At 64.2% G+C, this 22,656-nt stretch carries 17 protein-coding genes; 13 read left to right on the top strand and 4 right to left on the bottom strand.

Features of this window, described 5'->3' with window-relative positions; translation table 11 throughout:
- Positions 1–116: 116 nt before the first annotated feature.
- Positions 117–1,850, top strand: coding sequence for a proline--tRNA ligase (locus ACEN98_RS05175; protein WP_413382136.1), 1,734 nt, complete (start codon positions 117–119; stop codon positions 1,848–1,850).
- Positions 1,850–2,500 (top strand): lytic transglycosylase domain-containing protein, encoded by a 651-nt coding sequence (locus ACEN98_RS05180; RefSeq protein ID WP_413382139.1) that lies wholly within the window; start codon positions 1,850–1,852, stop codon positions 2,498–2,500. The genes ACEN98_RS05175 and ACEN98_RS05180 overlap by 1 nt, the downstream gene beginning before the upstream one ends.
- 103 nt (positions 2,501–2,603) lie before the next feature.
- On the opposite strand, the gene ACEN98_RS05185 is transcribed toward ACEN98_RS05180, so the two are convergent.
- From ACEN98_RS05185 to ffh, 3 genes are all read right to left on the bottom strand, one after another.
- Positions 2,604–3,497, bottom strand: coding sequence for a LysR substrate-binding domain-containing protein (locus ACEN98_RS05185; RefSeq protein ID WP_413382142.1), 894 nt, complete (start codon positions 3,495–3,497; stop codon positions 2,604–2,606).
- Positions 3,498–3,622: 125 nt separating this feature from the next.
- The gene (locus ACEN98_RS05190; RefSeq protein WP_160409423.1) at positions 3,623–4,027 is read right to left on the bottom strand and encodes an SWIB/MDM2 domain-containing protein; all 405 of its coding nucleotides are present in this window, start codon (positions 4,025–4,027) and stop codon (positions 3,623–3,625) included.
- A gap of 234 nt (positions 4,028–4,261) precedes the next feature.
- Positions 4,262–5,629 carry a signal recognition particle protein gene (ffh, locus tag ACEN98_RS05195; RefSeq protein ID WP_413344018.1) on the bottom strand — a complete coding sequence of 456 codons (1,368 nt, stop codon included), beginning with the start codon at positions 5,627–5,629 and terminating at the stop codon, positions 4,262–4,264.
- A 253-nt stretch (positions 5,630–5,882) separates the two neighbouring features.
- On the opposite strand from ffh, the gene ACEN98_RS05200 reads away from it, so the two are divergent.
- From ACEN98_RS05200 to ACEN98_RS05240, 9 genes are all read left to right on the top strand, one after another.
- On the top strand, positions 5,883–6,857 hold the full coding sequence (locus ACEN98_RS05200; protein ID WP_413382146.1) for an ABC transporter substrate-binding protein: 975 nt from the start codon (positions 5,883–5,885) through the stop codon (positions 6,855–6,857).
- Between the two features lie 102 nt (positions 6,858–6,959).
- The gene (locus ACEN98_RS05205; RefSeq protein ID WP_413382150.1) at positions 6,960–7,796 is read left to right on the top strand and encodes an ABC transporter permease; all 837 of its coding nucleotides are present in this window, start codon (positions 6,960–6,962) and stop codon (positions 7,794–7,796) included.
- Position 7,797: 1 nt separating this feature from the next.
- Positions 7,798–8,592, top strand: coding sequence for an ABC transporter ATP-binding protein (locus ACEN98_RS05210; protein WP_413382153.1), 795 nt, complete (start codon positions 7,798–7,800; stop codon positions 8,590–8,592).
- Positions 8,593–8,766: 174 nt separating this feature from the next.
- Complete coding sequence (locus ACEN98_RS05215; protein ID WP_056124239.1) at positions 8,767–9,570, top strand: inner membrane protein YpjD; 804 nt, start codon at positions 8,767–8,769, stop codon at positions 9,568–9,570.
- Positions 9,567–9,872 carry a PP0621 family protein gene (locus tag ACEN98_RS05220; RefSeq protein WP_413344304.1) on the top strand — a complete coding sequence of 102 codons (306 nt, stop codon included), beginning with the start codon at positions 9,567–9,569 and terminating at the stop codon, positions 9,870–9,872. Before ACEN98_RS05215 ends, ACEN98_RS05220 begins: the two co-directional genes overlap by 4 nt.
- An 8-nt stretch (positions 9,873–9,880) precedes the next feature.
- A complete protein-coding gene (locus tag ACEN98_RS05225; RefSeq protein WP_413382156.1) occupies positions 9,881–11,566 on the top strand; it encodes a two-component system sensor histidine kinase NtrB in 1,686 nt (561 codons plus the stop codon).
- A gap of 17 nt (positions 11,567–11,583) precedes the next feature.
- A complete protein-coding gene (locus ACEN98_RS05230) occupies positions 11,584–13,014 on the top strand; it encodes a sigma-54-dependent transcriptional regulator (RefSeq protein ID WP_413382159.1) in 1,431 nt (476 codons plus the stop codon).
- A gap of 450 nt (positions 13,015–13,464) precedes the next feature.
- A complete protein-coding gene (locus tag ACEN98_RS05235) occupies positions 13,465–16,377 on the top strand; it encodes a ribonucleoside-diphosphate reductase subunit alpha (protein ID WP_413382162.1) in 2,913 nt (970 codons plus the stop codon).
- Positions 16,378–16,466: 89 nt separating this feature from the next.
- Positions 16,467–17,570, top strand: coding sequence for a ribonucleotide-diphosphate reductase subunit beta (locus ACEN98_RS05240; protein ID WP_413382165.1), 1,104 nt, complete (start codon positions 16,467–16,469; stop codon positions 17,568–17,570).
- A 61-nt stretch (positions 17,571–17,631) separates the two neighbouring features.
- On the opposite strand, the gene ACEN98_RS05245 is transcribed toward ACEN98_RS05240, so the two are convergent.
- Positions 17,632–18,345 (bottom strand): DUF6445 family protein, encoded by a 714-nt coding sequence (locus ACEN98_RS05245; protein WP_413382168.1) that lies wholly within the window; start codon positions 18,343–18,345, stop codon positions 17,632–17,634.
- A gap of 402 nt (positions 18,346–18,747) precedes the next feature.
- On the opposite strand from ACEN98_RS05245, the gene ACEN98_RS05250 reads away from it, so the two are divergent.
- Both ACEN98_RS05250 and ACEN98_RS05255 read left to right on the top strand, forming a co-directional pair.
- On the top strand, positions 18,748–21,495 hold the full coding sequence (locus ACEN98_RS05250; RefSeq protein WP_413382171.1) for a type VI secretion system Vgr family protein: 2,748 nt from the start codon (positions 18,748–18,750) through the stop codon (positions 21,493–21,495).
- Positions 21,496–21,508: 13 nt separating this feature from the next.
- On the top strand, positions 21,509–22,651 hold the full coding sequence (locus ACEN98_RS05255) for an esterase/lipase family protein (protein ID WP_413382174.1): 1,143 nt from the start codon (positions 21,509–21,511) through the stop codon (positions 22,649–22,651).
- The last annotated feature ends 5 nt before the right edge of the window (positions 22,652–22,656 follow it).

Below are 22,656 nucleotides of genomic sequence, written 5' to 3' on the forward strand. Positions count from 1 at the left end.
AACAGCATGCACCACGTGTTTCGGATCCATTTGTATAAAGATTGGATGCATCAGCCAGCTAATCCTTTAAAATTAGGTCGATTATAACCCTCTCTTTTTAAAAAGAATTCACCGATATGCGCGCCTCACGATTTTTTATTTCAACGCTCAAAGAAGCGCCCTCCGACGCCGAGATCGTCAGCCATAAACTGATGATGCGCGCCGGGATGATCAAGCGACTCGGCTCCGGCATCTACACGTACATGCCGCTGGGCCTGCGTGTCATTCGCAAGGTCGAGGGCATCATCCGCGAAGAGATGAACAAGGCGGGCGCGATCGAACTCCTGATGCCGCTGGTGCAGCCGGCCGAGCTGTGGCAGGAGACGGGCCGCTGGGACAAGATGGGGCCGGAACTGCTGCGTCTCAAGGACCGCCACGGCCGCGACTTCGCGCTGCAGCCGACGTCGGAAGAAGTCGTGACCGACGTCGTGCGCACCGAAGTCAAGTCGTACCGCCAGCTGCCGTTGAACTTTTATCACATCCAGACCAAGTTCCGCGACGAGCGCCGTCCCCGCTTCGGCCTGATGCGCGGCCGCGAGTTCACGATGAAGGACGCCTATTCCTTCGACCGTGACGTCGAAGGCATGCAGAAGTCCTACGAGACGATGTTCAACGCCTACGTCAGCATCTTCAACCGCTTCGGCCTGAAGTTCCGCGCGGTGGCGGCCGACAACGGCGCCATCGGCGGCACGGGCTCGCACGAATTCCACGTCATCGCCAGCACCGGCGAGGACGCGCTGGTCTACTGCCCGAACTCGGACTTCGCGGCCAACATGGAAGCGGCCGAGGCGCTGCCGCTGATCGCCCAGCGCGGCGCCGCGACGCAGCCGCTGACGAAGGTTTCCACGCCGAAGACGACCAAGTGCGAAGACGTGGCCAAGCTGCTCGGCATTGGCCTGGACCAGACCGTCAAGTCGATCGCGCTGACGGTCGAGAAGGACGTCGACGGCAGGCAGGTCAGGGAAAACTGGCTGCTGCTGCTGCGCGGCGACCATGAACTGAACGAAGTCAAGGTCACGAAAGTGCCGGGCCTGAAGGACTTCCGCTTCGCCAGCGAAGCCGAGATCCAGGAAGCCTACGGCACCGTGCCGGGCTACCTCGGCCCCATCGGTACGAAGCAGCCGGTCAACATCGTGGCCGACCGTACCGTCGCCAACATGGCCGATTTCGTGTGCGGCGCGAACGAAGCCGAATACCACCTGACCGGCGCCAACTGGGGCCGCGACGTGGCCGAACCGCTCGTCGCCGACCTGCGCAACGTCGTCGAAGGCGATGCGTCGCCGGACGGCAAGGGCACGCTCGCGATCGAGCGCGGCATCGAAGTGGGCCACGTGTTCCAGCTGGGTACCGCGTACTCCGCCGCGATGAACTGCGTCTACCTGGACGAGAAGGGCCAGCCGGCCCCGATGCAGATGGGTTGCTACGGCATCGGCGTGACCCGCATCCTGGGCGCCGCCATCGAACAGAACTTCGACGACAAGGGCATCATCTGGCCGGACGCCATCGCGCCGTTCGAACTGGTGCTGTGCCCGATGGGCTATGACCGCAGCGATCTGGTGAAGACCGAGACCGATCGCCTGTATGCCGAGCTGCAGGCGGCCGGCGTGGACGTCATCGTCGACGACCGCGGCTTGCGTCCGGGCGCCATGTTCGCCGACTGGGAACTGGTCGGCGTGCCGCACCGCGTCGTGATCGGCGAGCGCGGCCTCAAGGAAGGCAACCTGGAATACCAGGGCCGCCGCGAGCTTGACGCGACCGCCGTCCCGGCTGCGGACATGGTCGGCTTCATCAAGGGCAAGCTGGGCAAGTGATGGCACGACGGTTGATGGTCCGGGCGGCAGCCCGGTTCGGCCCGGTCTTGCTCGCCGCTGCACTGATGAGCAGCGGCGCGGCGCAGGCCGGCAACCAGAAAGAAGAAGCGCTCGCCGATTCGGTCCGGCTGGCGCTCGAAAACGCCATCCGCGACGGCCGGCCGCCCAAGCCGGCCTTCCGCGACGAGGTCGCGCGCGTGCGCTATCAGCAATGGTTCGACGCGATGTCGGCGCGCCTCAAGCGCCGCCTGCCGGACGACCAGACGCGCACGGAATTCCTCGAAATCGCGTGGTACGAAGCGACGCGCGCGGGCCTCGATCCGGGGCTCGTGCTGGGCCTGATCCAGGTCGAATCGGCGTACCGCAAGTACGCCGTGTCGATGGTCGGCGCGCGCGGCTACATGCAGGTGATGCCGTTCTGGACGAAGGTGATCGGCGATTCGAACCGCCGCGCGCTGTTCGACATGCAGACGAATTTGCGCTATGGCTGCTCGATCCTGCGCATGTACATCGACATGGAAGGGGGCAACCTGTACCTCGCCCTCGGCCGCTACAACGGCAGCCGCGGCAAGCCCGAGTATCCGAATGCGGTGCTGGCGGCGTGGAAGAACTGGGAGTTCAAGCAGGACGTGATGGTGTCCAGCCGCTGAACGCGGAGACCCTTGGTGGGCTCGGGGAGCCCACCCTACTGCATCGTCTCAATCGTAGGGTGGGGTGATTGATGCCGGGGGCATCGATCACGTGCCCACCAATTCATGCGCGGATTTCCTCGATCAGCTGCTGCGCGTGGCGCGGCAACCCCTCGAAGCTGCGCATGCACAGCGACAGCTGGCGCACCGCCCACGCGTCGGCCAGCTCCAGTACGGCGAGGTCCATCGTGCGCGCGCAGCGCCGCGCGGCCGGTTCGGACACCAGGCCGATCCCGACCCCGCTCTCCACCATCCGGCACACGGCGTCGAAGCTGCGCAGGCGCACGCGCGCGCGCAAGGTGCGGCCCGCGCGTTCGGCCAGCTGCGTCAGATAGCGGAACAGGGCGCTGTCGCCCGTCAGCGTGACGTGGTCGAAATCGACGAGCCGCGCGAACGTCACGGCTTGCCCCTCCTGCGTGACGAGCGTGCGCGCCATGGCCGGCTGCGCGACCGCGACGATGCGGTCGGTGCAGAACGGGAAGGTCTCGAGGCCGGACAGGTCGACCGTGTCGGCCACGATGCCGAGGTCCGCGCCGCCTTCGCGCACCGCGCGCGCGATGTCGCTGGAGGTGCGTTCTTCCAGGTCGATGTCGACGTCCGGATGGCGTGCCATGAAGCCGGCCAGCCGCTCCGGCAGGTACTCCGACAGCGCCGCCGTATTGCACAGCAGCCGGATCTGGCCCTTGAGGCCCGCCGCATGCTCGCCCAGTTCCGCGCGCAGGCGCGCCAGTTGCTGGAACACGAGACGGGCGTGGCGCTGCAGGGCGAGGCCCGCAGCCGTCGGCTGCACGCCGCGCCGGCCGCGCACGAGCAGGGGTACGCCCAGCGTCTCTTCCATGTGCTGGATGCGTTCGCTCGCGGACGCCAGCGCCAGGTGCGCGCGCCGGCTGCCGGCCGTGATGCTGCCGGCATCCAGCACGTGCAGGAACAGTTGCAGGTCGGTCAGGTCGAATCTCATGTGGGACGTCATGCTAAGCGGTAGGGTGGGCGGCCCTCCGCCCACGCGGATGCTACGGCAAAACAAAAAGCCCCGGCTCGCCGGGGCTTTTCGTATGGGGCCATGGGGCAGCCAGCCAGATGTTCTTATTTGAGGTGATCCGAGATCAGCTTGGTCATTTCGAACATCGACACCTGCGCCTTGCCACCGAAGACGGCTTTCAGCTTGTCGTCGGCGTTGATCATGCGGCGGTTGGCCGCGTCCTGCAGGTTTTGCGCCTTGATGTAGTCCCAGACTTTCTTGGTCACTTCCGTGCGCGGCAGCGGTTTCGCGCCGACGACGGCGGCCAGCGTTGCCGATGGGGTCATCTCTTTCATGAAAGCGGCGTTGGGCTTGCGTGCCGCGGCAGGCTTCTTTGCTGCGGCGGTTGCTTTCGGTGCTGCTGCTTTGGCAGGAGCTGCTGCCTTTTTCGCTGCCGGCTTCGCCGCCGCAGCAGGCTTGGCAGCGGCTTTTTTAGCGGGCGCTGCGGTGGTTTTTTTGGCTGTTGCCATCTTCGAGCCTCCTAAACGGAACACATGGAAATTTGCGCTTGAGCGCACCGGGCTTATATTGGTAGGGTTTTAGTGTTCGTGCAAGTCTTTTTCGAAATTTTTTCACTCTTACAAGCCCTAAAATAGCCCGTTGTGTTACCCGGGTCTCTCTAGAGCGAAAAAACGGACATCCCAAGCACAAAAAAGCCGTGCGGGACGGTGGTCGCGCACGGCTTTTTAGAGATGGATCAAGGATCAGCGCATACCGGGCATCATGCCCTTCATCCCGCGCATCATCTTCATCAGGCCGCCGCCCTTGAGCTTCTTCATCATCGTGTTCATCTGCTCGTACTGGGTCAGCATGCGGTTCACTTCCTGCACCTGCACGCCGGCGCCGGCCGCGATGCGGCGCTTGCGGTTGGCCTTGATCAGTTCCGGCTTGGCGCGTTCCGCCGGCGTCATCGAGTCGATGATGCCGCACATGCGGCGCACCTGTTTCTCGGCCTGGTCCATGTTGGCACCGTTCGCGGCCTGCTGGAACTGGGCCGGCAGCTTGTCGAGCAGGCCCGCCATGCCGCCCATCTTCTTCATCTGCGCGAGCTGGGCGCGGAAGTCGTTCATGTCGAACTTGCCGCCCGACTTGATCTTGTTGGCCATGTCGGCCGCGGCCTTCATGTCCACGCCCTTGCGCGCTTCCTCGACCAGCGCGAGGATGTCGCCCATGCCCAGCACGCGGTTGGCCATGCGGGCCGGATCGAACGCTTCCAGGCCGTCCAGCTTTTCCGAGACGCCGGCGAACTTGATCGGCTTGCCCGTCACGTGGCGCACGGACAGTGCCGCGCCCCCGCGCGAGTCGCCGTCGAGCTTCGTCAGGATCACGCCGGTCAGCGGCAGCGCGTCGTTGAAGGCTTTCGCGGTGTTGATCGCATCCTGGCCGACCATGGCGTCGACGACGAACAGCGTCTCGATCGGATTCGCGGCCGCGTGCACGGCGGCGATCTCCTGCATCATCGCCTCGTCGATGGCCAGGCGACCGGCCGTGTCGATGATGACGACGTCGTGATAGTGCTTCTTCGCCCAGTCGATCGCGTTCTTCGCGATGTCGACCGGCTTGTCGCTGGCGGTGGACGGGAAGAAGTCGGCGCCGACCTGCTTCGTCACCGATTCCAGCTGCGCGATTGCGGCGGGGCGGTAGACGTCGGCGGAGACGGTCAGGACCTTTTTCTTCTTCTCTTCCTTGAGGTACTTCGCGAGCTTGCCGGTGGTGGTCGTTTTACCGACACCCTGCAGGCCGGCCATCAGGATCACGGCCGGCGGCTGCTGCGCGAACGACAGCTGCGACGCGTCCGGACCGAGGTCGGCGCCCATCAGCGCGCCCAGTTCCTTCTGCACGACGCCGACGAGGGCCTGACCCGGCGACAGCGAGCCGATCACTTCCTCGCCCAGCGCCTTTTCTTTCACTTTGGCGATGAATTCGCGCACGGCCGGCAGCGCGACGTCGGCCTCGAGCAGGGCCAGGCGCACTTCGCGCAGCATTTCTGCGGTGTTCGCCTCCGTGAGGCGGGCCTCGCCACGCATCGTCTTGACGACCTTGGCAAGGCGTTGTGTCAGGTTATCCAGCATCGTTCTACCTTCTGTACTGATATATATAAGTGGCGGCGGCGCGCAATCCGCCATTTTACCCCATGTCGGGGCGCGTTTTCCCCCGTCAAGACCCCAATTCAGCCATTCGCAACGCGTCCAGTCAACCTGGCGATTTGATTCTTGGTAAAACCTGATTGGACGGTTTGACAATGTATTGCTTCGAGTTTATGTTCCTGAGGCGTCACGCAGTTCATTCCAATAAAAGTTTCACCCCCAATCGGAGAGACAGGCAATGAAAGCACACGTGTTCGGCAAGACCCTCGCCATCGCCGCGCTGCTGGCCGCGAGCGGCGCCCAGGCGCAGGACGTGGTCCGCCTCGGCAACCTCAAGTTCGCGCACTACGGCGCGGTGTCATACATCAAGGAGATCGCGCCCAAGTGCGGGATCAAGGTCGAGGAACGCATCTTCGCGAAGGGCCTGGACGTGATGCAGGCCATTATCGCGGGTGAACTCGACGTCGGCACGACGGCGTCCGAGGCCGCGATCTCGGGCCGCGCCGGCGGTGCCCCGATCTACGTCGTGGCCGGCTTCGCGAAAGGCGGCGCCCGGCTCGTCGCGCGCGCGGACGCCAACGTCAAGGGCGTGAAGGACCTGAAGGGCAAGAAGGTGGGCGTGACGCGCGGCGGCATCCAGGAAGTGCTCCTGATGGCCGAGTTGCACAAGGCCGGCCTCAGCGCCGACCCGGCGCCCGGCAAGGACGTGCAGATCGTCTACCTGGCGTACGCCGACCTCAACCAGGCGCTGCTGGGCAAGAACATCGACGCCATGATGCAGTCCGAACCCCAGTCGTCGCAGGCGATCAACAAGGGCTTCGGCGTCGAGGTCCTGAAACCGTACGACACGCCGATCGGCGAACCGGTGCGGACGATGGTGATGACGGAAAAGTTCTACAACACGAAGCGCCCCGTGGCCGAGAAATTCATGCGCTGCTTCGTCATGGCCACGAGCGCCTTCATCCGTGACCGCGCGCTGGCCGAGAAATACGTGCGCGAAGTCGTGTTCAAGGGCCAGATCACGAAGGACGACTTCGACGACGCGATCAGCAATTCGCCCTACACCTACGACATCACGCCGGAGCACATCCAGACCACGACCGACATCATGGTCAAGACGGGTGTCGGCCGGATGGCGAAGCCGCCGGTGGCGAAGGACTGGGTCAAGACCGATTTGCTGGATGAGGCCAAGAAAAGCCTGAACATCAAATAATCGTTGGGTGGACATCTTCGCGTGGGCCCGGGGGGGCCCCCCCACCCTACGGCGGATACGTAGGGTGGGCGGCCCTCCGCCCACGCGTAACAAGGAGCGGAGATGATGAAGCGCAGGTGGCAGGACATCGCGATCGGCCTGGTCGTGCCGGTCGTCGCGATCGCGATCTGGCAGTGGGTCGCCAGCATGGGATGGGTCAACGAGCACGTTCTGCCGTCCCCGCTGCAGGTCTGGCGGAAATGGATCGCGTACCTGCTGCCGCTGCAGGACTTCGCCACCTGGCGCGAGGCCAACGGCGGCGGGGGAAAGCTGGCGTGGATGCTGTCCGGCGAATTGATCACCGACGCCATCGGCAGCATGTACCGCGTGATCGTCGGCTTCCTCGTCGGCGCCGCGCTGGCGCTGCCGATCGGCCTCGCCATGGGCGCGAGCCGCATCGCGCATGCCTGGCTGAATCCGTTGTTCCAGCTGCTGCGCCCCATTCCGCCGATCGCCTACATCCCGATGTCGATGCTGTGGTTCGGCCTCGGCAACCCGCCGGCCTTCTTCCTGATCGCGCTGGGCGCCTTCTTCCCCGTGCTGATGAATACCATCGCGGGCGTGCGCCAGGTCGACGGCATCTATTTGCGCGCGGCGCGCAACCTGGGCGCGAGCGGGCCGACGATGTTCCTGCGCGTGATCCTGCCGGCGGCCGTGCCGTACATCCTGACCGGCATGCGCATCGGCATCGGCACGGCGTTCATCGTCGTGATCGTGGCCGAGATGATCGCCGTGAACAACGGGCTCGGTTTCCGCATCTCGGAGGCGCGCGAGTACTTCTGGTCGGACAAGATCATCGCCGGCATGATCACGATCGGCCTGCTCGGTCTCGCCATCGACGTCGGCATGAACAAGCTGAACAACCATCTGCTGCGCTGGCACCGCGGCCTGGAGCATTGAGATGACCGCGCATATCGTGATCGACAGCGTCAGTAAAGTATTCGACGGCGACGGCCGCCGCATGGTCGCCCTGCAGGACATCAGTCTCGAGATCCCTCACGGCCAGTTCGTCTGCCTGCTGGGGCCTTCCGGCTGCGGCAAGTCGACCCTGCTGAACGCCGTCGCCGGCTTCGCGCCGCCGACGACCGGCCGCGTGCTGGCCGACGGCGTGCCGGTCGCCGGCCCCGGGCCGGAGCGGGGCATGGTGTTCCAGGAATATGCGCTGTTCCCGTGGATGACGGTGGAGCAGAACGTCGGCTTCGGCCTGGAGATCAAGGGCATGGCGCGCGCGCAGATCGCGGCGCGCGTGGGCGAGCTCCTGAAACTGCTGTCGCTGGAGGATTTCGCGAAGCGCTATCCGAAGGACCTGTCCGGCGGCATGCGCCAGCGCGTGGCGATCGCGCGCGTGCTGGCGCTGGATTCGCCGATCCTGCTGATGGACGAACCGTTCGGCGCGCTCGACGCCCTCACGCGGCGCAACCTGCAGGACGAGCTGCTGCGCCTGTGGGCCGAATTGAAGAAGACGGTCATCTTCGTCACGCACAGCATCGAGGAAGCGATCTACCTGGCCGACCGCATCGTCGTGATGACGTACCGGCCGGGCACGATCAAGCGCGACATCCTCGTCGACCTGCCGCGCCTGCGCGATCCGGCGGCGCCCGAGTTCAATGCGCTCAAGCGCGAACTGGGGCTGATGGTGATGGAGGAGCAGCAGCGGCACCATGAAGCGGAAATCAAGGCGGCAACCGTCGACTAACCCCGTCGTTCCCGCGGAAGCGGGAACCCATACTGAGTTTCCGAAGTTGCACTGTGCGCGTTAACGCAGAGCGAATTCAGAATGGATTCCCGCCTTCGCGGGAATGACGTGCGACTGCGCTTACTCTTCTGACAACCTAACCTTGCCCTTTCCGGATGGTGTAGACTCGCGCGTATGCAACTTACCCTATTCATCGCCGCGGCAATCCTGTACGCGGTATGTGCCCTGCTGCCGTCGCGGCAGGGCTCGGCCATTTCGGCCGTGACCGCCGTGGCCTGGGCCGTGCACGGTGCCGCGCTGTGGCCGGATATCGTGTCGAACGGCACCTTACGGGTCGGCTTCGCCTTCATGCTGTCGGCCGCGCTGTGGATTTCCGTCGCCGCCTACTGGATCGAAAACCGCAATTTCGCGCTGGACGGCATGCGCCGCATGGTCATGCCGTGCGCGGCCGTCGCGGCGATCCTGCCGCCGCTGTTCCCCGGCAACCTGATGCCCGTGCAGGACCAGTCGCCCGCGTTCGGCTGGCACGTCGCGGTTGCCGTGTCCGCGTACAGCACGCTCACGATCGCCGCCTTCCACGCCGTGCTGATGGCGCTGCAGGAGGCGCGGCTGCACACGAAGAGCGCAAAGAAGGGCTGGTTTACCGGCGCGCTCGACCAGCTGCCGGCGCTGCTGACGATGGAGCGGCTGCTGTTCCGCATGATCGGCATCGGTTTCGTGCTGCTCAGTTTGACCGTCCTGTCGGGCATCGTGTTCTCCGAACAGCTGTTCGGCCGCGCGCTGCGCTGGGATCACAAGAACTTTTTCGCGCTGCTGTCGTGGGTGCTCTTCGCCGCGCTGCTGGCCGGACGCCGCTGGCGCGGCTGGCGCGGCAAGACCGCGCTTCGCTTCACGCTGGCGGGATTCGCCACGCTGGCGCTGGCTTACGTCGGCAGCCGGTTCGTTTTCGAAGTCGTTCTGCACCGGGGGTTCGTATGACGCGACTGCTTTTCTGGATTGCGCTCGTCATCCTCGTGGTGGCCGCCATCCGCAGCAAACTGCGCGCCGCGATGACGCGCGCACAAGGCCCCGCCGTAAATCCGGCCTCCGGGCCGGCACCGGCGTCCGCCGGCGGCGAAGCAAAGGCCAAGGCGTGGAGCCGCGTCGAGGACCAGTCCGAGACGATGCTGTGCTGCGCCCATTGCGGCATCTATTTCCCGGCGTCGGAAGCCGTGCGGGCCGATGGCCGCGACTATTGCGGCACGGCGCACGCGCGCGAGGCGCACCAGCAGGCCCGGTAAGCCGCCGCATGGCGAGCCGGCTTTCCCTTTCCGCCGAGTCGCGCTCGACGTTCTGGCGCTCGCTGCAAACGCTCACGGTCACGCGCATCGTGATCGCGTTCGTGCTGCTGCTGTACCTGTCGATCGACGTGCGGCGCGGCCGCGTCGACGGCACCGCGTATGCCGAGACGTGCATCGCCTACGTGCTGGCCGCGCTGATGTTCGCGGTCGTCGCCCAGCGCTGGCGCCGGCGCTTCCTGTGGCAGTTGTCGGCCCAGGTCCTCGTCGACATCGTCGCGATCTCGCTGCTGTACCTCGCCGCCGGCGGCATGCGCAGCGGCCTCGCGCTGCTGTACCTGTTCCCGCTCGCGGGCGCCGCGATCCTCGCGCCGCTGGTGCTGGCCCTGTTCTCGGCCGCGCTGGCCACGCTGTTCGTGCTGGGCGAGAGCACATGGGGGATCTTCATGCGCGCGGACGACCCGCCGCTGACCCAGGCCGGGCTCACCGGCGCCGCGTTCTTCGCGGTGGTGCTGGTGGTGAACCGCCTGGCCGCGCGCCTCATCAAGCAGGAAGAGCTGGCCGCGCGGCACGGCGCCGACCTGCGCATCCAGCAGGCGATCTACCGCATCGTCGTCGACGACGTGGACGACGGCATCCTCGTGCTGGGGAGCGACGGCACCGTCTTCGGCGGCAATCCGGCGGCGCGCCGCATGCTCGGGCTGGAGACGCCGCCGGGCGAGGACGGCAACACGTTTCGATTGACCGACCTGGCGGCGCTGGAACCCGTGGCGCAGCGTTTCACGGACTGGGCCGGCCGCCGCATGGACGCGCCGGCGACCGGCGGCTTCGTCACCGTCAAGCGCTGGCACGAGACGGACGGCCCGGTGCGCGGCCGCCTCGACCAGCCGGTGCACCTGAAGCTGCGCTTCGCGCGCGTGGACACGCCGCAGGGCACGGCCGAACGCAGCCTCGTGTTCCTGCAGGACGTGAGCGCCATCGAAAACCAGGCGCAGCAACTCAAGCTCGCATCGATGGGACGCCTGACGGCCAGCATCGCGCACGAGGTGCGGAATCCGCTGTCGGCGATCGGCCACGCGACGTCGCTGCTGGCGGAAGACCTGCACGGTCCGGCGGAAACGCGCCTGCTGCGCATCGTGAACGACAACGTGGCGCGCGTGAACCGCATGGTCGAGGACATCCTGAAGCTGTCGCGCAAGGTGCAACCGAACGGCACGCCCGTCGCGCTGGACGACTTCCTGCCCGAGCTGCGCGCCGAGTTCACGGAAATGCACGGCATGGCCGGTGATATAGTGTGGGTGGGCGATGCGGGCGGCCGGTCCGTGCGGTTCGACGGACTGCATCTGCGCGAAGTGCTCGTGAACCTGCTCGGCAATGCGATCCGCTACGCGAGCGGCAAGCCGGCCAGCATCCGCGTGGTCCCCGTGCCCGACGCGACGGGCCGCATGGAATTGCACGTGCAGGACGACGGTCCGGGCATTACGCCGGACGTGCGGGCGCATTTGTTCGAACCGTTCTACACGACGTCGAGCAAGGGCACGGGCCTCGGCCTGTACCTGGCGCGCGAGCTGTGCCTGAACAACGGCGCAATGCTCGACTACGAATACCGCACCGAGGACGTGCGGCCCGGCGCGGGCGCCGGCGGCACGGGCGAGGCCAGCGGCCGCTTCGTGATCACGTTCGGTGCAACTATCTAATGTCACGGAAAGAAGGCATGAGCTCACCCCGCATCCTGGTGGTCGACGACGAACCCGACCTGCGCGAGCTGCTCGAGATCACCCTGCTCAAGATGGGGCTCGACGTCGACAGCGCCGCGACCGTCCGCGAGGCGCGTGCGCTGCTGGGACAAAAGCCGTTTGCGCTGGTGTTGACCGACATGCGCCTGCCCGACGGCCTGGGCCTGGAACTCGTGCGCGAGGTCGCGGCCCATCATAAATGCACGCCCATCGCCGTCATTACCGCCTACGGCAGCGCCGAGAATGCCGTCGTCGCGCTGAAGGCCGGCGCATTCGACTACGTGTCGAAGCCCGTCGTGCTGGACGATTTGCGCGCGATGGTGCGCGCGGCCTTGAAACTGTCCGACCCCGCGACGGCACCGGCCGCCAGCCAGGCCGAGGGCACGTCGCGCCTGATCGGGCAATCGTCCGCGATGCAGGCGCTGCGCGCGCAGATCGCGCGGCTGGCGCGGTCGCAGGCGCCGATCGCGATCAACGGCGAATCCGGCAGCGGCAAGGAACTGGCCGCGCGCGAGATCCACACGCAGAGCGCGCGCGCGGGCAAGCCGTTCGTCGCCGTGAACTGCGGCGCGATCCCGGAGGCGCTGATGGAGGCCGAGTTCTTCGGCTACCGCAAGGGCGCGTTCACGGGCGCGAACGACGAGCGCGACGGCTTCTTCCAGGCCGCCAACGGCGGCACGCTGATGCTCGACGAGGTGGCGGACCTGCCGCTCGCGATGCAGGTCAAACTGCTGCGCGCGATCCAGGAGCGGCGCGTGCGCAAGATCGGCGCGACGGTCGAGGAACCGGTCGACGTGCGCATCATCAGCGCCACGCACAAGGATCTCGCCAGGTGCGTGGAAAACGGCAGCTTCCGCCAGGACCTGTTCTACCGCCTGAACGTGATCGAACTCACGCTGCCGCCGCTGCGCGAACGGCTGGACGATTTGCCGCTGCTGGTCGATGCCATCCTCGTGCGCCTGGCCGGGCCGGGCGGGGCGCGACTGGGGCCCGGCGTGCTGGACGCGCTGCGCGGCTACGCGTTCCCGGGCAACGTGCGCGAGCTGGAAAACGTGCTGGAGCGCGCGCTCGCGTTTGCCGACGACGGCGTGATCGAAGTCGGCGACCTGCTGCTGAAAGGGGCGAAGCTGGGCGATGCGGCCGTCGTGCCGCAGCCGCCGCAGATGCCGGCGAGCGCGGCACTGGAGCCGACATCGGAGCTGGAGCGGGCCGCGCCACCGCCGCTCGCGCACGACGCGCTGCCGAGCAACCTGCCGGACTACCTGAGCCAGGTCGAACGCGACATCATCCTGCGCGCGCTGAACCAGACCCAGTTCAACCGCACGCAGGCCGCGAGCCTGCTCGGCATCAGTGTCCGGCAGCTGCGCTACCAGATGCAGAAACTGGATATCCACGCGCCGGAACCTTGAGGTTGAACTGTGAAGCGGCGTGGTCTTTTCGCCAACGCAGCAACGCGAAACGGGCCGATTTTGCACGATTAATAAGCACACGAATTCGCGCTACAAATTCAATGTTAGTGCTTACTTCGCCGTGGAGGCTTCAAGTATCGGCACTGATCGATGTCAAGAAAAAAATCTTACTGACAGAGCTCATAAAAATCGCGGACATCGACTACAATTAGGTCTGTAAGGCCGTTGTCTACTACATCTAGTGGTCAACGGCCTTAATGCCGAACAGGCTGAGTAGGAGCGCGAAGCTTTTTTTCTCAATATTGCCGCTCCTATTTTTTATCGGCAGAAAGTTATCGAGTTGCCAATTTTAATGAGTTGGCAGCGTTCCCTGGATTCACTCCGAGGGGTCCATATCTACCTAATTCGTGAAGGCGATGGCAGTCTGTGACGCCAATGCTGGGAGGCTCAATGCAAACATCTTCGGACATTTCCATCAATACCGTCGCGGCAGCTACGACGGCCGGCAAGAGCGCGGACGAACTGGTCGCGGGCAGCGACTACCGCATCATCCGCCGTAACGGCGCCGTGGTGCCGTTCGCGCCGAGCAAGATCGCCGTCGCGATGACCAAGGCGTTCCTGGCCGTCAACGGCGAGCAGGGCCGCGAGTCGGCACGCATCCGCGAGCTGGTCGCGCAACTGACGAACAACGTGGTCGCGGCCCTCGTGCGCCGCCAGCCGAACGGCGGTACCTTCCACATCGAGGATGTGCAGGACCAGGTGGAACTGTCCCTGATGCGCTCGGGCGAGCACGACGTCGCGCGCGAATACGTGCTGTACCGTGCCAAGCGCATGGAAGAGCGCCGCGCCGCCAAGGAAGCCGCCGGCACGACGCAGATCACCGCCCCGCAGATCCACGTGGTCGACGGCGGCGCGCGCCGCCTGCTGGACATGAACGAAGTGTCGGCCCTGATCAACGCCGCCTGCGCCGGCCTGGAAAAGCACGTCGACGCCGACGCGATCCTGGCCGAGACCATGAAGAACCTGTACGACGGCGTGCCCGTCGAGGAACTGCACAAGTCGGCCGTGCTGGCCGCGCGCGCACTGATGGAAAAGGATCCGGCCTACAGCCAGGTCACCGCGCGCATCCTGCTGCACTCGATCCGCAAGGAGATCTTCGGCAAGGACGTGCCGCAGGCCGGCGCCGCCGCCGAATACGTCACCTACTTCCCGCAATACATCGCCAAGGGCATCGACGCCGAGCTGCTGGACGAGGAACTGGGCAAATTCGACCTGCAGAAGCTGGCCAAGGCCATCGTCGCCGACCGCGACCTGCAGTTCGGCTACATCGGCCTGCAGACCCTGTACGACCGCTACTTCCTGCACATCCGCGAAACCCGCATCGAGATGCCGCAGGCGTTCTACATGCGCGTCGCGATGGGCCTGGCCCTGCGTGAAGAAAACCGCGAAGCGCGCGCCATCGAGTTCTACAACCTGCTGTCGACGTTCGACTTCATGAGCTCGACCCCGACCCTGTTCAACTCGGGCACCCGCCGCTCGCAGCTGTCGTCGTGCTACCTGACCACCGTCGCCGACGACCTGGAAGGCATCTACGACGCCATCAAGGAAAACGCGCTGCTGTCGAAATTCGCCGGTGGCCTGGGCAACGACTGGACGCCGGTGCGTGCGCTGGGCTCGCGCATCAAGGGCACGAACGGCAAGTCGCAGGGCGTCGTGCCGTTCCTGAAGGTCGCGAACGACACCGCCGTCGCCGTCAACCAGGGCGGCAAGCGCAAGGGCGCCGTCTGCGCCTACCTGGAAACGTGGCACCTGGACATCGAGGAATTCCTCGACCTGCGCAAGAACACGGGCGACGACCGCCGCCGCACGCACGACATGAACACCGCGAACTGGATTCCGGACCTGTTCATGAAGCGCGTGATGGAAAAGGGCGAGTGGACCCTGTTCTCGCCGTCGGAAGCCCCGGACCTGCACGACAAGGTCGGCCGCGCGTTCGAGGAAGCCTACCTGAAGTACGAAGAGAAGGCCGCCCGCGGCGAGATGACCGTGCACAAGAAAGTGCAGGCGCTCGACCTGTGGCGCAAGATGCTGTCGATGCTGTTCGAAACGGGCCACCCGTGGATCACGTTCAAGGATCCGTGCAACATCCGCTCGCCGCAGCAGCACGTCGGCGTCGTGCACTCGTCGAACCTGTGCACCGAGATCACGCTGAACACGAACGAAGACGAAATCGCCGTCTGCAACCTGGGTTCCGTGAACCTGCCGGCCCACATGAAGGGCGACGGCCTGGACGTGGTCAAGCTGCAGAAGACGATCCGCACCGCGATGCGCATGCTCGACAACGTCATCGACATCAACTACTACGCCGTCGACAAGGCGAAGAACTCGAACCTGCGCCACCGTCCGGTCGGCCTGGGCATCATGGGCTTCCAGGACTGCCTGCACATGATGCGTGTGCCGTTCGCCTCTAGCAAGGCCGTGGAATTCGCCGACCGCTCGATGGAAGCCGTCTGCTACTACGCCTACCTGGCGTCGACCGAGCTGGCCGAGGAACGCGGCCGCTACCAGTCGTACGAAGGTTCGCTGTGGGACCGCGGCATCCTGCCGCAGGACTCGATCAGGCTGCTGGCCGAAGAGCGCGGCGGCTACCTCGAGCAGGATACGTCGGAATCGATGGACTGGAGCATCGTCCGCAATCGCATCAAACAGTTCGGCATGCGCAACTCGAACTGCGTGGCGATCGCCCCGACCGCGACCATCTCGAACATCATCGGCGTGTCGGCCTGCATCGAGCCGACGTTCCAGAACCTGTATGTGAAGTCGAACCTGTCGGGCGAGTTCACCGAGATCAACGCCTGCCTGGTGCGCGACCTGAAGGCGCGCGGCCTGTGGGACGAGGTCATGATCAACGACCTGAAATACTTCGACGGCTCGCTGTCGCGCATCGATCGCGTCCCGCAAGACCTGCGCGACATCTACGCCACGGCGTTCGAAGTCGAGCCGAAGTGGCTGGTGGAAGCCGCGTCGCGCCGCCAGAAGTGGATCGACCAGGCCCAGTCGCTGAACATCTACATGGCCGGCGCCTCCGGTAAAAAGCTGGACGAGACCTATAAACTGGCCTGGCTGCGCGGCCTGAAGACGACCTACTACCTGCGCACGATCGCCGCGACGCACATGGAGAAGTCGACCACCCGTACCGGCGCCCTGAACGCCGTGGCGGTCGACGGTGGACTGTCCGGCGGGGCGCCGGCCGCAGCACCGGCGGCCGCTCCGGCAGCAAGCGCACCGGACGTCGTGGACGGCGCGGCCTGCTACCTGCGGCCGGGCGATGCGGGCTTCGACGAGTGCGAAGCCTGCCAATAATCGGTCAATACCGACTGAAACCCTAACGTAACCACATCGCCCGGCCTCCCGGGCGATGCCGCTAAAAGAATTCAAGAAGGAAAAACATCATGGCTCTCTCCTGGGACGATGAACCGGCCGCCGCACCGGCCCCCGCCGCCGCCGTCAATCCTGAAGCCAGCGCCGCCGCCGTCGCCAAGCGCGTGAACGCGGACGACAAGCGCATCATCAACGCCAAGACCGACGTCAACCAGCTGGTCCCGTTCAAATATAAATGGGCGTGGGACAAATACCTGGCCGGCTGCGCGAACCACTGGATGCCGCAGGAAGTGAACATGCAGCGCGACATCGAACTGTGGAAGAACCCGAACGGCCTGACCGAAGACGAGCGCCGCATCGTCAAGCGCAACCTGGGCTTCTTCGTGACCGCCGACTCGCTGGCGGCCAACAACATCGTGCTGGGCACCTACCGCCACATCACGGCGCCGGAATGCCGCCAGTACCTGCTGCGCCAGGCGTTCGAAGAGGCGATCCACACGCACGCCTACCAGTACATCGTGGAATCGCTGGGTCTGGACGAGAAGGAAATCTTCAACGCCTACAACGAGATCCCGTCGATCCGCGACAAGGACCAGTTCCTGATCCCGTTCATCGAAGTCATCAACGATCCGACGTTCCACACCGGCACGCTGGAAAACGACCAGAAGCTGCTGCGCTCGATCATCGTGTTTGCTTGCCTGATGGAAGGCCTGTTCTTCTACGTCGGCTTCACGCAGATCCTCGCGCTGGGCCGCCAGAACAAGATGACGGGTGCCGCCGAGCAGTACCAGTACATCCTGCGCGACGAATCCATGCACTGCAACTTCGGCATCGACCTGATCAACACGATCAAGATGGAAAACCCGCAGCTGTGGACGCCGGAATTCCGCGAAGAGATCAAGCAGCTGTTCCTGCAAGCCGTCGACCTGGAATACCGCTACGCCGAAGACACGATGCCGCGCGGCGTGCTGGGCCTGAATGCAGCGATGTTCAAGGGCTACCTGCGCTTCATCGCGAACCGCCGCGCCGTCCAGATCGGCTTGGATGCGCTGTTCCCGAACGAGGAAAACCCGTTCCCGTGGATGAGCGAGATGATCGACCTGAAGAAGGAGCGCAACTTCTTCGAGACGCGCGTGACCGAGTACCAGACCGGTGGTGCGCTGAACTGGGATTGATCCCGCAACGCCCTCGACGAAGCCCGCCGCCCGGCGGGCTTTTTTATTTGGGCAATACCATTCAGCCCGCCGCCATGCGCAGCTGGAAGAACGCATTCGCCGTCAGCCGCCCCGTGCGCGGGTCGCCCGTCATCAGCTCGGGCATGTGGATATGCCCCGAGTGGAAGATGCTCCCGTTATAGAAGATCGCCCGGTTGTAGCGCGGTTCGACCGTCAGCACTTTTTCGAACCAGCGGCTCGACGCGATCGCGAAGGTCGGCGGCACGTCCGCCAGCGCCGCGCCGGCCCGTTCGTGGCGCCGCAGCTCGTGTTCCAGGGCCGTGATCTCGTGCTCAGCGACCTTCGGCTTGAAGAAGCTGGTGCCGCCGAAGCGCTCGTCCTTGAACAGGTACAGCACCATCGCGCCCACGCCGACACCCGCGGGCAGGCCGGTGAAGTCGCGGTGCGGCAGGCGCTGGCCCGGCAGCAGGTCCGCGGGACGGCGCGTCACGAGCGACAGCCGGCTCTTGAGGTCGAGGATCCGGCGTGCCCCGAGCGCTGTGCGTGCGTGCTGCAGGAAGCTGTCCTTCACGCGCGCCGCGAAGGTGCCGCCGAGCGGCAGTTCGGGACCCGGATAGTAGTTGCCCGCCAGGTCCTGGAAATTCATGCGGTTGTTCGCCGCGAAGTCGACCAGCGCCTCCGGCTCCAGCATGAAGTCGTCGACGATGACGCAGTGGTGGCCGTCGAAGATCGGTACGGTGCTGACGCGCGGCCGCGGGTTGAGGAGGGGAAGCATTGTATCGGTTCGCGGTGTGGGCAAAAAGGAGCGCCCATGGTAGCGATGGCGCCGCTTCGTGTAAATCGATTGGCCCGTATTTTTCAAAGATGTAATCCATTTAATCGGGCTGCGCGATTATTCACGAATTTCGGCCTGTTTTTCGTTTTCGAATAATCGCGAATTATTTCAATTCACTGGATTTTGTTGTTCGCGAAGTAAATGTTTATGCGCAGATGCAATAGCGGTTGCAATCGATTTGTCTTGAAGAATCAACGGGTTGGCGATCGGGTCGAGTAATCCTTCAAATGTGAATTGTGCACATGGACAGAATCCGATAATTCGCAATAACATATATGGTTGAGTTGGTTCGTCCAATTCAATGTATTAATCAATCCGATCGTGCCTGGCAAGGATATTTGCATGAACCTCAAGGATCTCATTGAAGCATTCGCCGGCCTCTCCGAGGCGAATCGTCCCATCCGTTTACGACTGTCGCAAGAGCGGCACGTGCTCGACGATGTCCTGCTGGTCAAGCGTGTCACCGGCAATGAAACGATGTGTGGCGGACTGGAATACCGGCTCCTGTGCGTATCGACGCATGCCGGGCTGCGCCTCAAGGAATTCATCACACTGCCCGTCGAACTCCAGTTCGTGACGGACCGCGGCGATGTGCGCGCCGTCTGCGGTATCGTGGCGCAAGCGGCGGCGGGTCAGAGCGATGGCGGCCTGGTGACGTACGAACTGGTGGTGCGCGACGCCCTGGCGTTGATGGAGCACCGGACCAATACCCGCGTCTTCCGTAACCGGAACGAACTGGATATCACGGAGGTCATTCTCGACGAGTGGCGCCAGAATAATCCGGTGCTGGCAAAAGCGTTCGACGTCGATTGGTCGCACGTCACCGGCACGTATCCGGCTCGCGAATTCACCATGCAGCACAACGAATCCGATGCCGACTTCTTGCGGCGCTTGTGGAAACGGCGCGGCATCGCATGGTGCATGCGGCCCGGACGGGCAAGTCAGGCGGACGACCAGGAAACGCCGGCCCATTCTCTCGTGCTGTTCGACGACGCTTTCACGCTGCCGCAGAATGCCGCCGGCACGGTGCGTTATCACCGCGACGCCGGTACGGAAAAAAGCGACACCGTCATCACCTGGAATGCCGTGCGCACGCTCAGACCGGGCAATGTCTCACGCCAGAGTTGGGATTATCTGCAATCCCGTCCGATGACGAGCAATACGTCGTCGCGCATCGACCAGGGGAAGGCGGGTAACCAGTTCGCAGCCAGCCTCGACGACTACCTGATCGACATGCCGCATGCGGGCGAGGACGGTGACGATTACCGCAAGCTCGGCGAATTGCGCATGAAGCGCCACGAATACGAATCCAAGTGTTTTTATGGCGAAGGCAGCGTGCGAGCGCTTTGCGTCGGCGAATGGGTCGCTTTGACCGGGCATCCCGAGATCGATACACATCCCGAGAACGAACGCGAATTCGTCGTGACCCGGCTCGAGGTCGATGCGGAAAACAATCTGCCCAAGACCATCGATGACCAGGTCCGGCGGCTGTTTGCCCTCAGCCGCTGGGACGATGGACCTTCTGCCGACGCGCTTCTGCAAGCCAGTATGGAGCGCGGCATGCGTTACACGAACCGTTTTTCGTGCGTACGCCGCGGCATTCCGATCGTGCCCGCGTTCGATCCCCGGACCGATTTGCCGCGACCGCGCCTGCAAAGCGCGCGCGTCGTCGGGCCGGCGGGCGAAGAGGTGCATTGCGACGAACATGGCCGGGTCAAGGTGCGCTTTCCCGGCACCCGGCCGGAAGACCACGGCCATGCGCAGGACGCCGGTGCCAGCGACAGCGACCGCGACTCCGCCTGGGTCCGCGTGGCGAGCACGTGGGCCAGTAACCAGTGGGGTACCATCACGCTGCCTCGCGTCGGCGACGAAGTCATCGTCGATTTCCTGGGCGGCGACCCCGACAAGCCTATCATCGTGGCGCAAGTGTATGGCGGCACGGCGCCGCCGCCGTCGTTCACCCACACGGGCACACTGCCCGGCAATAAATACCTTGCCGGGATCAAGAGCAAGGAAGTGCAGGGGACCCGCTACAACCAGCTGCGGCTGGACGATACGCCGGGCGAGATCAACGCGCAGCTGTCTTCGGAGCACGGTCACAGCGAGCTCAACCTGGGTTGGCTCACGCATCCTCGCAGCGAGGGCAAGGGCGAGGCACGCGGCGAAGGCGCGGAACTGCGCAGCGACCATGCCGTCGCGGTGCGCGGTGCCAAGGGTGTCCTGATCAGTGCCGACGCCCGTACGCAAGCCGGCGGCAAGCAACTCGATCGCGCCGAACTGGTCGGATTGATGGAAGTGCTGCAGGGCGTGCAACGCCAGCTGTCCGAACTGTCGTCGACGCATCACGCGGACGACACGGACGATCACGAACTGAAGCAATTGCTGGGTCACCTGAAACAATGGGAAGCGGGCAGCAATACCGCGAGCGGCACCGCGGACGGCGGCGGCCAGCCTGTCGTCGCACTGTCCGCACCGGCCGGCATGGCGATGGCGAGCCAGAACAATATCGCGCTCGGCGCGCAGACGCACGTCGACGTGGTCAGCGTCGGCAATACCCAGTTCTCCATCGGCAAGCGGCTACTGGCGCGCGTCTCGGAAAGCATCAGCCTGTTCGCACATCGCCTGGGGATCAAGCTGATCGCCGCCAGCGGCAAGCTGGAACTGCAGACGCATGGCGACGACATCGAGCTCACGTCGGCCAAGCGCATCGTGCTGACGGCCGCCGACGAGATCGTGCTGCAGGCGCCGAAGGTGCGCTTCGTGGCGCAGGGTGCGCAGGTGGACATCGGCGGCGGCGCCATCACGCAGCAGAGCAGCGGGGCGCACACGATCAAGTCGTCGACGTTTGCGCACGTGGGGCCCGGAGGCGGCGCGCCGCCGGGCGTGGAACTTCCCGTCAGCACGTTGAAAACGGACGAAAAATTCGTGCTCGCCCGCCGCGGCAGCGGACGCCCGCACGCGAACCAACGCTACCGGATCGAGTTGGACGACGGCCGCACCATTGAAGGCGTCACCGATCAGAACGGACATACCGAACTGGCCCAGGACATGGCGCTCAAGATCGCGCGCCTGACCCTTTTGAAAGAGTAATGGAAGAGTACGTATGAGTGATACCGATACCGCCACCCGCCTGGTCGGCACCGGCTGGGATGAACACGGCAACGATACCGCGCAGTCTGTCCTTACGGGTACCAATCTGAAGGTTCGCGCGTTGTGCCTGACGACGCCGGATCTTGTCGTGCCTATTTTGTTTGTGCCGGGCATTATGGGGACGCGGCTTAAAATGAAGAACAGGGATGCATCAGCTTGGTTTCCGCCAGAGAATACTTGGGAAGGCCTTGTCACGGTGCTCAAGCATATGTTCAAGTCCGCAGCCGACCGTCAAAAAGTCCTTGATCCAAATAATACCGAGGTCGACGAGGATGGGCCGGCGCGCCCTGATGAGTCCAGCAAGGCCCTGTTGGCGATTGCCCCAGGCGCCACCGATGCCGAGCGCGCAAAGTGGCGTGGCTGGGGACAGTTGTATGGTAAGAGCTATGGCGGAATTCTTTCATTGCTAGAAAAGAGCCTCGCGCTCATTTTCGATCCTGCCAGTCAAGGCAAACAGCTTACAGCGACATGGAAAACACTTGTGATGGACAAGCAGGATCCAGCAAAGCTCGGTGCGCAGAAACCATTTACGCCGTTGCAGGAAGTTCATCTGCGCGACGCCGCCGACGTTCTTTATCCAGTACACGCCGTCGGGTACAACTGGCTCCGAAGTAACAAGGAATCTGGCGAACATTTAGCTCGGGAAATTGAGCGCATTACCGGTCATTACCGCAGCAAGGGAAAGATCTGCGATAAGGTCATCATTGTCACTCATAGTATGGGTGGTCTCGTCGGGCGAGCATGTGCGCAAGTTCCAGGCATGGCTGATCGTATCCTCGGTATTGTGCATGGCGTCATGCCTGCAATCGGTGCGCCGGCAACGTACAAGCGTATTCGAGCCGGATTCGAAAGCGTCGAGCAAGTTTTGTTGGGTCGGGACGCTGCTGAATGTACGGCCGTTATGGCCAATGCGCCGGGGCCACTGGAGTTGTTGCCTACGGCCCAGTATAAAACGCAATCCGAAAAAGGATTGAGGCATTGGCTCCGGGCGAGTTATGTAAAAACCAATATGCAAGGGGTGGTCGAGGAGGTCGATACGTTTTTGGGCGAGTCAGATCCTTACGCGGATATTTATTTGAATAATACCGGAAGCTGATGGAA

Source organism: Massilia sp. CT11-137 (assembly GCF_047302885.1).
In the GTDB taxonomy this organism is placed as follows: Bacteria; Pseudomonadota; Gammaproteobacteria; order Burkholderiales; family Burkholderiaceae_D; genus Telluria; species Telluria orientalis.